This is a genomic window from Bacillus sp. IT-79MI2 (genome assembly GCF_949768135.1).
GTDB classification, from domain to species: domain Bacteria; phylum Bacillota; class Bacilli; order Bacillales; family Bacillaceae_G; genus Bacillus_A; species Bacillus_A pseudomycoides.
Genome location: NZ_CATKPV010000051.1, coordinates 534,667 through 548,785, shown reverse-complemented (window position 1 = coordinate 548,785; position 14,119 = coordinate 534,667). Strand labels below are relative to the sequence as shown.

The window sequence follows — 14,119 nt, the reverse complement described above, 5'->3', positions numbered from 1 at the left end:
TCCCCAATTACACTCTATTAAAAGTAATTTTATATATACAAAGGCTAGTTCTAAGAACTAACCTTTGCTATTTCTCTATTATTTCTTAAGAGCAGCTTCGTATTCTTTGTACTCTTTATCAGTAGCAGGTACTTTAATTTCACCAGCAGTAATTTTCTTTTCAAACTCTTCTACTTTTGGTAAAATTTCTGGATTTACTTTTTTCACATTATCAGTTGTTTTCGCAATGCCAACACCTTCATCTTTCAAACCAAACGCTTCTACTTTTCCGCCTTCTAACTTACCATCTTTTGCTTCTTGTGCTACTTTTTCAACCGCAACATCAACGCGTTTTACCATAGAAGTTAGCGTTACGTTTTCAGGCATACCTTCTTGATTTTGGTCACGGTCAACACCGATTACCCAAACATTTTCACCTTTCTTCTTACGGTTTTTCGCTTCAGTAAACACTCCGTTACCAGTACCACCAGCAGCATGATAAATTACGTCTACTCCTTGTCCGTACATTGCTGATGCAAGTGCAGCACCTTTTTCAGGTTTATCAAATGCTTCTGCATATTCAGATACAATCTCAATATTTGGGTTAACAGCTTTAGCACCAGCTTTAAATCCATTCTCAAACTTACTAATTAAATCACTCTTCATTCCACCAACAAACCCAATTTTATTTGTTTTTGTTGACATCGCTGCTACTGCACCTACAAGGAATGATCCTTCATGATCCTTAAATGTAATACTTGTTACGTTCGGTTGCTTTACTACAGTATCTACAATCGCAAACTGTTGCTTTGGATTTTCTTTCGCAACTTCTTCAATTGCTTTTTCTAATTTATAACCAATACCAAAAGATAAATCATATTTATCTTTTGCAAATTTCTTTAAGTTCGGAATATAATCTGCTTCTTTTTCAGACTGAAGGTAACGATAGTTCGTCTTCTCTTTTAGCCCATTATCTTTACCGAATTTTTGTAAACCTTCCCAAGAAGATTGGTTAAATGATTTATCATCAACGCCCCCAACGTCTGTAACCATACCTACTTTAATGCTCTTTCCATCTTTTTTATCTCCACTTGCTTTATCCGAGTTACCACATGCACCTAACACTGTACTCGCCGCTAACGTTAATGATAGTAAAAGACCTGTTTTTTTCTTCATACTAGAAACCCCTCCTAAATGATATATGTATCTATTAATATGCTAGTGTCCCCTTCTTCTTGCTGTCACCTCCCTAAAAAGGAACTTTATTACATGCGTTTTCTTAATACGTGGAAGCTAAATTTATCTGCTCTGAAATAATTAATAGAATATAAGATTGGTTCATCATTTTGATCATAGTGCATTTGCTTTAGAATCAGCAGCGCTGTTTCTGGTTCGCATTGTAAAATTGGTGATATTTTCGGATGATAACCAATTGGTTCAATATGAGCAACCGCGTATGTAATGCGTTTATGCGTGTTATTATGAATAACAGTAAGTAGCGATTCCTCATTATAATCAGACAAATCTGGTAATACTTCTTTTGCCAACTTGTCAATGCAATAGACAACAGGTTCCCCATCTGCTGTACGAACACGCTCAATCATCACAGCCTCAAAGCCTTCATCACTATTAAACTTTTCTTTTTCCTCTTCTGTTAGACTCGTAGTAGATGATGATAAAAAGATTGTTCCCGGTGTTTTCCCCACACTAGAAATCATATCTGTAATACTAGAAAGTTGTTCAATTCCAGAAGAAAACAACGGCTTTGCATTCACAAAAGTACCAACGCCATGTCTGCGAATAACAACATTATCCTCTTCTAAAATACGCAATGCTTCCCGTAAAGTCGCTCTACTTACGCCAAGTTCTTTTGCTAAATCAAACTCTGAAGGCAACTTTTGTTTTTCTTTATATGCCCCGCTTTTGATTTTCTCTTTAATATGATCGATCACCCGTAAATATAAGTGTCGACTATCGGATTTAACTGACATAAGACTCCCCCGCATTCCAATTATTCGACCTCTGATGTAAGACTTCTGTTCTCGATTTTCAACCAATACATGATATACCTTACATAACGATACGATACAATAACATTTGTCGAATAAGTGTTAATAATTTTTCAAAATGAAATTTTCTATCTTTATTTCATAAAAAAAACTTTGCACCCCAACATTCCTCATATAGAGAAAAAGTTAGATACAAAGATCCCTTACATCCTTTGTTACACACTTTTCCCCTCATAGTCTAGCAATTCATGGTTGCCAGGTAGAAACTTATGGACCTTATCTCCAAGATTATATGAGGCAGTGATTCTTTTCGAAGTAATCTTACCACTTGCTCCCATATGTGTCAACATAATTCAACACTTCTCTACAACTAATCTCGAACGTTTTTCAAAAATAACATTAAAATCATTCGCATTCTAAAGAATCACCCTAAGGTGTAAGCCCTTTCTTTCTTGATGACTATAGTATATAACAAAAGAACCATATAAAAAAGCCCAATTGTATATGTAATACTGAATTAATTATTATTAGAAAATAAACATATTAAACTAGAATTTTTTAATATAGTTTATAATTCTAATATGTATTAAAAAAAGGATATTAGCTCATATATTGAACTAATTATCCTCTAATAATCATAGTACAGTTAACATTTACAATAAAGTTATTTAAAAAAGCCCATTCAGTTCTTCAACAATCGGGCCAGATTGTAAAGTAAAGAATTATTAGAAAGTAAATCAAACCTTTACTTTTAATTTTGCTGCATATAATGATGGTGGGGTGAAAGGAATTGAAGATTAGTCAAATGAAATGGGCTGGTTATGCCGTATGTATCTGGTCGCTCTTGTATATTCCGATTCACGTTTATTGGGCATTTGGAGGAATGGCATGGATGCCTGGGGTTTGGAAAGATGAGGCGATGTGGGAAGCAGTAAACTGGGGAGCATCTGTAGTGTTGTTAGCAGCAGCAATATTTGCACTATTACTAGTTCATCCTTGGGGACAAAAGATCCCAAGATATTTAATGCTTGCTATGGGCTGGTTTGCTTGCATATTGCCAATCACGCATGCTGTCTATGGATATATTACTAAGGGGCTTTTTCTAGCTGGTGTTATTCCTTTAGAATTTTTCGATTTTTCTGCATGGGCAACAATAGACGTCGATTATATGATTCTAATAGACCTGTTGCTTTTCGAACCTTGGTTCTTAGTCGCAGGGATCTTATTCGGATTGGCTACTTTGCACTATCAGAGTGATATAAGGGGAGTAATGGATCAACAATGTAATATTAAATAAGGTTTGAGCAATAAATAATGTGAAAAACCTGAAAAGTTACTGTAATTAATAATAATTGTGGATAAAATTTCAGATGTCTTATCCAATTAAAGGGCGCTATTCTTTTATAGAGAAAGCGTCTTTTTCTTGTATTTCAAGTGTTCTCATAGTTAAGTAATTTTTTGTTTTATACGATTGTTGAATAACTAGCGTATAAAAGAGACTCTTCTTGAACATAATGGAATCTAGATTAATTGATTTATAGAATGGGAGCGTGAAGAATAATGTTATTATCTGAGGCCTGGGAGAAGTATCAATTAGATAAAAAAATTGAGGGATATTCACCTTAGATGAAAGAGATGATGGGGAGCCTTGTTTGTTTATTACGGAAAGAAGGCCAAAAAGACGTATGAGTATTGATAACCTAAGATTTATTATCAAACGTATATCGAATCGTGCCGGGATTAAAAAGAGTATTCATCCTCATCAATTACGTCATAGCTATGCTACACATATGATTAACAACGGTGCGCCACTTGAAGTAATACAAAGCTTACTTGGTCATGAGAAGAGTGAAACCACGAGAATATATGCTCAGCTGAGCGGAAAGTTGAGACGCGATTTGTATAGTAAATATTTTTGAAAGCTACTGAAATTAATCTTTAATCAAAATCGAGGCGTGCATATATAAAGACGTATCTTTTTGAATTGGGCCATATTCTGGAATAACGGGTAACCCCAAGATACCTGTAACTTTTACATTTAAACTTGAGCGGAAATAATAACATCCTTTTTGGTTAAGCCTTAGAGGACATTAGAATCTTTAATTCCTGGTGTTAATGTCCTCTATCTTGATAACGCTCATTTAGGTCTGCACGACATTCTGTTCAGGTCCCAGTTGATTCGGGTTTTGAGAAAAACGGTAGTATGTAACTCGTTTTTTGTTATTAGCTTGATGGGCATGGGGTTTACCCTCTTACAGAGTTAGAAGACAACTCGGACATCTCTGTTACTGTGGTTGCTGACCATCGTACTGCTTTTTCTTCACTCTTGTGCCCAGTATGATGAGGGCAACATAGATTACGATGGCAATCGAATCTATAAGCGTATCCGTAAGCCCCGATACGTCAAGCAATGCCGTTACACCAAGAATAACCATTAGTCGGACGATCAGGATCGCCGCAATCAACCATGCGGCAAACCGGATCTTTGATCGCTCGGTTTGGAATGACATGAAAATGAAAGCGATGCCGAAGACCAGATTTTCCGCCGTGATGATGTGCCAGACATACGTGAATACTGTCCGGGTACCCACGGATATCGCCTCAATGTTGAGCGTCGGTAGCACAGCGGATTGCCCGTTCCATGCGTGCGTGACGGCAAACAGCATCGCAAGGATGCCTGCAATCAGATAATAAAAATTCCTAACCTTGATGTTCACCACAACCTTCCTTGGAAATTCCCGGTTTCTTCTTTCTCTTTTTTGTTTACTTCTTTATTATTTTTAATTTATTTCCTTAAATTGATTTTATTCACTTTAATGCAGAAAGAACGTTACTTTAAATAAAGTGGCTCATTTCCGTGACCTTGTCATTTTATGCCACAAACGGGCGCGATTGTGAAACAACATAGGTGTAGAAAGGATCAAACTTTTTTCAAAATGGATTCTTTTTATTTATCGTAAAACTTGGGATTGCGAGGTATTTTTGATCAAATTTTATTTCAAAGCTACAAATTGAGTAAGCAAAAAATCCCGCTTTCAAGCGAATCTTTGTGTCAATTGATGGTCTATTATGTTGTGATTTGTGTTGTCAAAAGTTGTGTGATGTCTAATTTTGTACTCCAAAAGAGAACCCGTTATGTAAAACATCGGCTTTTTATTTGACTAAAAATCAACAATGAAATTTAACAGAGCCGAAAACAAAAAGAGCCACTTTCTGTTAGAGAGTGGCTTTGTATGAGTACGATTACTACATGTTACAGGGCTAGTATGTAAGTAATTACTTAAATGCATATTGCCTTATTTACTGGAAGAAGAACCCCTGTTCTATTATTTTCCAATCAGTCTCGTTAAAGCCATCCCAAGAAATCCAACACCCATTCCTATCAGCCATCCAATTTGGGAACTTCCTAACAAAGATCCCACTCCTCCACCAAGAAACATGCAGCCAACAAATACTAATACTCCAACGCCCCATTTCTGCCGATCCATAATTCAATCACACCCTTTCAATAAAACATATGCTATTAGCTAACTAACCTTTCTTGAATATGATATGTTAATTATTTTGCTAGAGGTGGTATAGTTGTTTGGCTTAGGATCAGCAATGCTCAGGGAATTCAAAAGATGGAGATTGACGGCTTTGAAGGGATTGTAGGAGGTGAATTTAACTCTTAAGTATCATAACTTAAGAGTTGTGGAACAAATTCTTCTTCAACTAACCAGCTAATAGAAGCTTGGTGATGTTCCACAATCGGGCGTGATTATTGAATAACTCTTAGATTTAAACAACTTTATTGTTATATTTTTAAGTATAGTGAAGTAATCTACATCAAAAATTAAACAATTTTATTTTAACCCCATCCTAAAATCAGCATGGGGTTATGCGTGTTTGAGGTTTTAAAATTAAAGAACTTTATTACTTCTACACATTTACAAAAACACCTTTTCAGTCTACAACTATTTTTTAACAGTTTAATACTTTTTTCTATAGTCTAAAACATTTTTTAATGAGACAGTCGTGATAAAAGGAGTGGGAAACCCACTCCTTTTCTTTTTCCTTATAATTGTTAAACAACATGTCTTTATTGTGAGATTAAGCCTCAAACTTCACCTAACGTGTCTTTCAGTAAAAGTAAACAATTGGGCTTTTTATTAAGAACTTTTTTCTTGTATATCTTTAATCAAAACTTCTCTCGGCTTACTACCTTCATAAGGTCCAACTACACCATTCATCTCCATCGCATCAATTAAACGCGCCGCACGTGTATATCCCACTCGGAATCTACGTTGTAACATAGAAACAGAAGCCGTTTGCATTTCTACAACAAGCTGAACCGCTTCATCATATAATTCATCTTCTACTTCTTGTCTTGTTTCTGGTACATCCTGTGGAATCATGTCCTCTTGATATTGCGCTTTTTGTTGTCCAATAACATATTCCACAACTCTTTCCACTTCATCATCTGATAAAAATGCACCTTGTACACGAACTGGTTTCGATGCTCCAATTGGTATGAACAGCATATCCCCTCGTCCTAATAATTTTTCAGCGCCTCCGCCATCAAGAATCGTTCGAGAGTCAGTTTGTGAAGACACAGCAAACGCAATACGTGATGGAATATTTGCTTTGATAACACCTGTAATAACATCAACAGATGGGCGCTGCGTCGCGATAATTAAATGAATACCAGCAGCACGTGCCATCTGTGCTAGGCGCATAATTGCATCTTCTACATCTGAAGAAGCAATCATCATTAAATCGGCCAACTCGTCCACGATAACAACAATGTATGGAAGCTCAGGCTGTTTTGCTTCTGATTGTTCATTATGATGTCTAATGTATTCATTATATCCTTCAATGTTACGCGTTCCACTATGAGCAAATAATTCATAGCGACGCTCCATCTCACTCACAACTTTTTTCAAAGCTTGTGATGCTTTTTTCGGATCCGTTACAACAGGTGTTAATAAGTGCGGAACACCATTATATACGTTCAACTCTACCATTTTCGGATCAATCATCATTAATTTGACTTCATGTGGTTTGGCACGCATTAAAATACTAACAATAATACCATTAATACATACACTCTTTCCACTACCAGTCGCTCCAGCTACTAATAGATGGGGCATCTTATTTAGACGTGCTAATACTGCTTCACCAGTAATATCACGCCCAAGACCAATTAATAACTTTTCTTCCGGATGATTATTCGCTTTCGAATCAAGTACTTCTCTAAGCGTTACCATAGAAACCTCTGAATTTGGAACTTCAATCCCTACCGCGGATTTCCCAGGAATAGGGGCCTCAATACGAATATCTTTCGCAGCTAATGCGAGTGCTAAATCATCACTCAAACTAACAATTTTACTTACCTTTACTCCCATATCAGGATACACTTCATATTTCGTAACTGCAGGTCCTTTATGCACTTTCGTTACTTTTGCCTTTACACCAAAACTTTGAAAAGTACGTTCCAACTTACGAGCATTTTCATAAATTTTCTCATTTTCATTTGTAACCTGTTTATTTTTTGGGAACTTCAATATATCGATAGAAGGAAGCTTGTAATCTTTGTTTTCCACATTTGAAAATTGCATTGGAGGAGCTTTTGTTTCTCCTTCCAGAGATTCAACAATTTTTTCTCCTCGTTTCTTTTGTGTTCGTTCTTTTGATGCAGATGGAATCTCTTCCTCTGCCATAGAAGGCGGCGCAATCAACTCATTTGCAATCTCATCTTCACTTTCCTTATCTTTTTCTTCACTAACTGGATAGTTCTCTGTAAAATTCGAAATAATTGGCGGTCCAATTTCTATCTCTTCTAACGGCTCAGTAATTTCTTCTTCGCTATCAAAACGTTCACTACGCGTACGCCTTGTCGTTTTTTTCTTTTCTGTTTGTTCAGCAGTACGTTTCGATCTCCAATCCTTGTAATCCCCTTGCATCCCCTGAAATTGACTTCTGAGTATTCGTCCAACCGGGGCTAACACTTCCCCAATGTGTTTGTTTGTAATGCAAAGTATACCAAGAATAACAAGAATGATACCTATAATGTAGGCTCCTGCTTCATCAAACAAAAAGTAGCATGTAGCAAACATAAGGGCACCAACCATCCCCCCGCCTAAGTGAACGGACTTTACTACACCTTTCTTCATCTCATAAAAAAATAAATCTTTTGTACTGACAATCACAGATGTATTTTCTACGGTTCCTTCTTTTGAAAGCAAATTAAATAATGTAATATGACTAAACATTACTATTGCTAATACAATTAAATAGACACCGATTAACCGTTTATTTAAAAGGTTTGGCCATGCGCGCTTTATAACAAATGCAATCGACAATGCAATCACACCAAGCACACCAATTATGTACCATTCACCAAAGAAAAAGCGAAAGAAGAAAACAAACGATTTCCCTACAATACCTAGCTGTAAAATTGTAATGATTGAAAGTGCAAAAAGAGTCAATCCGACGATTTCGTAATACAAAGTTGGCTTTATCGTACGTCTTGCTTTTGATTTCGTCCCTCTTTGCTTTTGTTTTGCCATTTCTTCACCCCAAGTCCAAAAATTAAGTAAGACTTTCATTCATTGAAAGTATTCTCTACATGTTGTTCGTCACATCTTCTAGATCTGTTCATTTGACATTTTACACTTCTTGTAAAATGTCAAATAAACAGAAGAAAGCAGCCTAATCATGGCTGCTCAACCGTCTTGTTTTTTATATTATACCATAGCTTCTACACAAAATCCTGCTTTTTGCTAAAAGGTTATTTTCTGGCCTGGTTCATACTGTAAGTAGTGGGATGGATTTGTACTTAGCACACGAACAACGGAATAATATTGACTACTCTCTTCAGATACAATCATCTCTACTCCATTTACATTCACTATTTTTTGTTGTTCATACTGTGAATAATCAGCCTGATAAACAAGTTGCTCCGGCATAATTGTATACAAAATCATTGCAGCAACTTCCCGTCTTGATTTCCATCTGTTCGCATGTCTATTAATTCATTCAACTTTCGAATCGCATCCCCGATACCACCGACATCATCTATAAGGCCATACTTTACTGCATCTATTCCAATTACATTTGTTCCAATATCTCGTGTTAAATTTCCCTTCGCAAACATAAGCTCTTTAAAACGATCTTCCGTCACTTTTGAGTGTTTTGTTACAAATCGAATTACACGTTCTTGCATTTTATCCAAATACTCAAATGTTTGCGGCACACCAATAACAAGACCCGTCAGACGAACTGGATGAATCGTCATCGTTGCAGTTTCAGCAATAAGCGAATAATCTGTTGACACTGCAATTGGCACACCTATCGAGTGCCCTCCACCTAAAACCAAAGATACAGTTGGCTTCGATAATGAAGCTACCATTTCAGAGATTGCCAATCCAGCTTCAACATCACCACCAACAGTATTTAGCAATAAAAGTAACCCTTCAATTTTTGGATTTTGCTCAATTGCCACAATTTGTGGAATTACATGTTCATATTTCGTCGTTTTATTTTGTGGTGGAAGCTGCACATGTCCTTCTACTTGTCCAACAATCGTTAAGCAGTGAATACGTGATTCATTCATTTGCGGAACATTCGTTTGGCCAAGTTGTTGAATTTTTTCTATTACTGACGCCTCTTTTGAATCCTCTTTCGGTTCTGCTTCTTTTTCCTCATTTGTTAAACTATCACGTTCTGTCATGTCGCATCCCCTTTCACTCTTATACAACTATTATTTCTTAAGTTGTAAATTTCATGCGATAGGGATAAAAAAGAAAAAACCACCGATAAAGGTGGTTTTTCTTATACTTCCATGATAATTGGTAAAATCATCGGTTTTCTCTTCGTTTCCTCATACAGAAACTGTCCTAATAATTCACGAATATTTTGTTTTAGCATGGACCATTCAATAGAATACTCTTTAATGGACTGTTCAACAATTGTACGTACAATATCTGTAGACCTTTCGATTAACGCTTCCGATTCACGAACATACACAAAACCACGCGAAATAATTTCTGGTCCAGATATGATCTTTTTCTCATCTTTTCCAAGCGTTACAACAACGACTAAAATTCCGTCTTGTGATAACATCTTACGATCACGCAAGACAATATTTCCGACATCACCTACACCTAATCCATCAATAAGAACATTACCCGCTTGTACCTTACCATCTTGCTTTGCCTCTTCGCCCTCAAAAGCAATTACATCGCCCTTTTCTACAATAAAAATGTTTTCTTTCAAGACACCAACATCTTCCGCCAAATACGCATGTGCTTTTTGCATACGAAATTCGCCGTGTACGGGTATAAAATATTTCGGTTTCATTAAATTCAGCATCAATTTCAATTCTTCTTGACTACCATGACCCGAAACATGAACTTTTCTTTCTCCATAATAAACAACTTCTGCACCAGCTCTAAATAATAAATCAATAATTTTAGATACTGATATTTCATTTCCCGGAATTGGAGAAGCTGCAATGATAACTGTGTCTCCTTTACGGATTGAAATTTGTTTATGAGCTTGCTTTGCCATTCTTGAAAGAGCTGCCATTGGTTCCCCTTGACTACCAGTTGTTAAAATCGCTACCTTCTTCTCCGGGAAATTATCTACCTCTTGCAATGAAATAACCATACCATCTGGAACGTCTAAATATCCAAGACGCCTTGCAATATCTACCACTTTTACCATACTACGACCTACAACGGCCACTTTACGGCCTGTTTCAGCAGCTGCATCAAATACTTGTTGAATACGATGTACATTAGATGCGAAAGAAGCAACAATGATACGTCCTTCTGCATTGTAAAATACTTTTGAAATTTCTATACCAACTTCTTTTTCAGACCCCGTGTAACCAGGACGTTCAGCATTTGTACTATCTGATAACAGACAAAGAACGCCTTCATTTCCAATTTGCGCCATCTTTCCAAGATCTGCCCCGCTGTTGCCAATTGGTGTTTGGTCAAATTTAAAATCTCCTGTATATACAATGGCTCCTTGTGATGTATGGAAGCACACACCAACAGAATCTGGGATACTGTGTGTTGTTCCAAAGAATGAAACCGTTGTCGTATTAAATTCTACAGCCGAATTCGAATCAATTGTTTTTAAGTCTACACGGCCTAGCATTCCCGCTTCACCGAGTTTTTCTTGTATAAGACCTACCGTTAACTTCGTTGCATACACCGGGATGGAAAGTTTGCGCAGCACATAAACAATTCCACCAATATGATCTTCATGACCATGTGTAATAAATAAACCTTTTACTCGCTCTTGATTTTCTACTAAATATGTAATGTCAGGGATAACAATATCAATTCCAAACATTTCGTCTCCCGGGAACATCAATCCTGCATCCACAATAAAAATTTCGGAATCAATTTCCACACAATACATATTTTTCCCGATTTCACCTACTCCACCAAGAGCAAATACTTTTACAGAATCAATCTCTTTTCTCTTCATGTTGTTGCCTGGTTTAAAAATCTTACAAACACTGATTTCACTAAAATCGTAGAGACACCAGGGAAGCTCTACAACCACCATATATTCACCGTCCAAGACGAATGTCCTTACCGTTATGCGATATCATGTTCTTGTTCGTTTTTTAAACCAGGTTTCACCTCTCTTTCATTATATAAATCAAATATCTTATGCGATATGATATAAAAATTCCGTTAAACCATAATTTTTTCCAATTTTGCTAAGCATACCCGTACTAAGCTACTTAGCCATATTATAACTGATACCAGAAATAGAACACAAGTTAATTTGCGAGAAAGAGAAGAGAAGCATAGAAATTTTATATAAAATAAACCATCTATTCATAAGTATGTTCTCCTTACCAATTCGGCTTTTTCATTTATTTCTGATTAGAAGAGACTTATATGGTCTATTTACAAGCAACTTAAGATAAAATACTCTGTTAATGAGGAATAAATAAAAAATGGCCTAGTTTTTACTAAGCCATTTTTTATTTAGCGAGGAATCGATTGGATTACTTCTTGTAATGTTAATCGTTCTTCTTCTGTTAATGGAAGAAGTGGGAGACGTACAGATCCTACGTCTAATCCAACCATTTGTAACGCTGTTTTGACTGGAGTTGGGCTCGGCGCCATAAATAATGCATTTGTTACTTTGACAAGTAACTGATGCAATTTCTGTGCTTTTTTGAAATCTCCTGCTTGGAATGCCGCAATCATTTCTTGCATTTCATTTCCAATCACATGAGATGCAACAGAAATAATACCTTTAGCTCCAACTGCCATAGCTGGTAACGTTAAACCATCATCACCGCTGTATACAGCAAAGTCGTCCGCTGTTTTTTCAATAATTTCTGTCATTGTTAATACATCGCCGCCAGCATCTTTAATTGCAACAATGTTTTGTATTTCTGATAAACGAACAACTGTATCAACGGAGATTTGTACAATAGATCGTCCTGGAACATTATATAGCATAACCGGAAGTTCTGTACTTTCAGCAATTGTTTTAAAATGCTGATACATGCCTTCTTGACTCGGTTTATTATAATACGGCGCCACTAACATAATTGCATCGACACCAACTTCTGTAGCTTTTTTCGTTAATTCGATAGAAGCATGTGTATTATTGCTACCTGTTCCAGCGATTACGGGCACCCTTTTATCGACAACAGATACAACATGGCGATATAACGCTACTTTTTCTTCTGATGACAATGTAGGAGACTCTCCGGTTGTTCCTCCTACCACAATTGCTGTTGTACCGTTATCAATTAAATAATTTACCAATTTAGTTGTCTTTGCAAAATCGACGTTTCCATTTTTATCAAACGGTGTTACCATCGCTGTCGCGATTGTCCCAAAATCTATCATGGTCTCACTCCTTATTGTTCCAGTTGCTTTTCTTTTGAAAGCTCAAACGCACTATGCAATGCATTCACAGCTTCCACTAAATCTACTTCTTTTACAAGCACCCAAATGGTCGTATGACTATCTGCCGATTGTAAAATTGTCACACCTTTTTCTGCCAATGCTGTGACAATTTTCGCAGTAACTCCTGGAATACCTGCCATTCCAGCTCCTACAATAGATACTTTTGCACAGTGCTCCGTCACGATCGGATCATATCCAAGCTTATGAAGAACTTCAACAGCACGACTTGATACATTATCATTTACTGTATAAGCCACACCTGTAGGCGAAATGTTAATTAAGTCTACACTAATTCCTTCATTTGCCATCTCTTTAAAAACATGCTTTTGCAAATCATACGATCCGTCTTTTGCAAGCACTTTAATTTGCGTCACGTTTGATACGTGAGCGATACCTGTAACGGGCCGTTCTTCTACATCACGGCCTTTTGTAGCACCATCATATGCAGCAATAAGTGTCCCTTCATTATCAGAGTACGTGGAGCGCACACGAAGTGGGACTTTTGCATGCATTGCAATTTCAACGGCGCGCGGATGAACAACTTTTGCACCTTGATAAGCCATGTTGCAAATTTCATTATATGTTACGTTTTGAAGATGACGCGCATCCTTTACAATCCTTGGATCAGCAGTCATCACACCTTCTACATCAGTAAAAATATCGATATATTCAGCTTGAAGCGCAACACCTAGTGCTGAAGCTGAAGTATCACTACCTCCGCGTCCAAGTGTTGTCGTATCGCCTTCTTTAGTTCGCCCTTGGAATCCAGTAACAACAACAACATCTACGTTTTGTAACTCTTCATGTATACGATCACAATTCATTTCAATAATCTTTGCATTCGTAAAATCATTATTTGTTACAAAACCAGCTTGTGCACCATTTAGTGCTGCTGCTTTCACACCATTTTCATTTAGCATATTTGAAAAGACGATTGCCGAGATTAATTCTCCGCATGATAATAATAAATCTTGCTCACGTTTTGAAATGCTAGATTCCTGTTGATTTACAAGACTTAATAATGTATCCGTTGCATATGGTTCACCTTTACGTCCCATAGCTGATACAACCGTAACTACTTTATAACCAGCATCTAATGATTTTTTAATATGGTGAAGTGCATGCTTACGTCCGTTTTCATCACGTACCGATGTACCACCAAATTTTTGAACAATAATCTTCATTTTTTGCACC

The 14,119-nt window shown here is 36.7% G+C and carries 11 protein-coding genes, 1 pseudogene and 1 riboswitch; of the genes and pseudogenes, 2 read left to right on the top strand and 10 right to left on the bottom strand.

From position 1 onward, the window contains the following. Positions 1 to 78: 78 nt before the first annotated feature. Together ACM6HU_RS09655 and ACM6HU_RS09650 are read right to left on the bottom strand one after the other, a co-directional pair. Positions 79 to 1,155, bottom strand: a complete 1,077-nt coding sequence (locus ACM6HU_RS09655) for a BMP family lipoprotein (RefSeq protein WP_016115927.1) — start codon at positions 1,153 to 1,155, stop codon at positions 79 to 81. Between the two features lie 89 nt (positions 1,156 to 1,244). Continuing rightward, a complete protein-coding gene (locus ACM6HU_RS09650) occupies positions 1,245 to 1,970 on the bottom strand; it encodes a GntR family transcriptional regulator (RefSeq protein ID WP_016115928.1) in 726 nt (241 codons plus the stop codon). A gap of 232 nt (positions 1,971 to 2,202) precedes the next feature. Beyond that, positions 2,203 to 2,304, bottom strand: a riboswitch (purine riboswitch). 474 nt (positions 2,305 to 2,778) lie between these two features. On the opposite strand from ACM6HU_RS09650, the gene ACM6HU_RS09645 reads away from it, so the two are divergent. After that, on the top strand, positions 2,779 to 3,285 hold the full coding sequence (locus ACM6HU_RS09645) for a DUF3995 domain-containing protein (RefSeq protein ID WP_229161841.1): 507 nt from the start codon (positions 2,779 to 2,781) through the stop codon (positions 3,283 to 3,285). 325 nt (positions 3,286 to 3,610) lie between these two features. After that, positions 3,611 to 3,907 (top strand): annotated as a pseudogene (locus tag ACM6HU_RS09640) (tyrosine-type recombinase/integrase); the annotation flags it as partial. A gap of 366 nt (positions 3,908 to 4,273) precedes the next feature. Here the strand turns inward: ACM6HU_RS09640 and ACM6HU_RS09635 are convergent. From ACM6HU_RS09635 to dapG, 8 genes are all read right to left on the bottom strand, one after another. Then, positions 4,274 to 4,708, bottom strand: a complete 435-nt coding sequence (locus ACM6HU_RS09635; RefSeq protein WP_016133220.1) for a hypothetical protein — start codon at positions 4,706 to 4,708, stop codon at positions 4,274 to 4,276. A 606-nt stretch (positions 4,709 to 5,314) separates the two neighbouring features. After that, positions 5,315 to 5,476 carry a hypothetical protein gene (locus ACM6HU_RS09630; protein WP_033671424.1) on the bottom strand — a complete coding sequence of 54 codons (162 nt, stop codon included), beginning with the start codon at positions 5,474 to 5,476 and terminating at the stop codon, positions 5,315 to 5,317. Between the two features lie 663 nt (positions 5,477 to 6,139). Then, positions 6,140 to 8,539: a DNA translocase FtsK gene (locus tag ACM6HU_RS09625; protein ID WP_033671425.1), complete on the bottom strand. Its 2,400-nt coding sequence runs from the start codon at positions 8,537 to 8,539 to the stop codon at positions 6,140 to 6,142. Positions 8,540 to 8,752: 213 nt separating this feature from the next. Further along, positions 8,753 to 8,956 (bottom strand): YlzJ-like family protein, encoded by a 204-nt coding sequence (locus tag ACM6HU_RS09620; protein ID WP_016115933.1) that lies wholly within the window; start codon positions 8,954 to 8,956, stop codon positions 8,753 to 8,755. Then, positions 8,953 to 9,702, bottom strand: coding sequence for a ClpP family protease (locus ACM6HU_RS09615; RefSeq protein ID WP_016115934.1), 750 nt, complete (start codon positions 9,700 to 9,702; stop codon positions 8,953 to 8,955). The genes ACM6HU_RS09620 and ACM6HU_RS09615 overlap by 4 nt, the downstream gene beginning before the upstream one ends. Before the next feature lie 101 nt (positions 9,703 to 9,803). Then, entirely contained in the window at positions 9,804 to 11,474 is a 1,671-nt protein-coding gene (locus tag ACM6HU_RS09610) for a ribonuclease J (RefSeq protein WP_414848120.1), read from the bottom strand. Positions 11,475 to 11,986: 512 nt separating this feature from the next. Further along, positions 11,987 to 12,865 carry a 4-hydroxy-tetrahydrodipicolinate synthase gene (dapA, locus tag ACM6HU_RS09605; protein ID WP_003203717.1) on the bottom strand — a complete coding sequence of 293 codons (879 nt, stop codon included), beginning with the start codon at positions 12,863 to 12,865 and terminating at the stop codon, positions 11,987 to 11,989. 11 nt (positions 12,866 to 12,876) lie between these two features. Continuing rightward, positions 12,877 to 14,109: an aspartate kinase gene (gene dapG, locus ACM6HU_RS09600; RefSeq protein WP_016115936.1), complete on the bottom strand. Its 1,233-nt coding sequence runs from the start codon at positions 14,107 to 14,109 to the stop codon at positions 12,877 to 12,879. Positions 14,110 to 14,119 lie beyond the last annotated feature (10 nt).

Bases quoted from the DNA above. Each gene is read 5' to 3' on its own strand.
- dapG (WP_016115936.1), bottom strand. From the start codon at position 14,109: ATGAAGATTATTGTTCAAAAATTTGGTGGTACATCGGTACGTGATGAA.
- ACM6HU_RS09650 (WP_016115928.1), bottom strand. From the start codon at position 1,970: ATGTCAGTTAAATCCGATAGTCGACACTTATATTTACGGGTGATCGAT.
- ACM6HU_RS09620 (WP_016115933.1), bottom strand. From the start codon at position 8,956: ATGATTTTGTATACAATTATGCCGGAGCAACTTGTTTATCAGGCTGAT.
- ACM6HU_RS09655 (WP_016115927.1), bottom strand. From the start codon at position 1,155: ATGAAGAAAAAAACAGGTCTTTTACTATCATTAACGTTAGCGGCGAGT.
- ACM6HU_RS09625 (WP_033671425.1), bottom strand. From the start codon at position 8,539: ATGGCAAAACAAAAGCAAAGAGGGACGAAATCAAAAGCAAGACGTACG.
- dapA (WP_003203717.1), bottom strand. From the start codon at position 12,865: ATGATAGATTTTGGGACAATCGCGACAGCGATGGTAACACCGTTTGAT.
- ACM6HU_RS09610 (WP_414848120.1), bottom strand. From the start codon at position 11,474: ATGAAGAGAAAAGAGATTGATTCTGTAAAAGTATTTGCTCTTGGTGGA.
- ACM6HU_RS09615 (WP_016115934.1), bottom strand. From the start codon at position 9,702: ATGACAGAACGTGATAGTTTAACAAATGAGGAAAAAGAAGCAGAACCG.
- ACM6HU_RS09630 (WP_033671424.1), bottom strand. From the start codon at position 5,476: ATGGATCGGCAGAAATGGGGCGTTGGAGTATTAGTATTTGTTGGCTGC.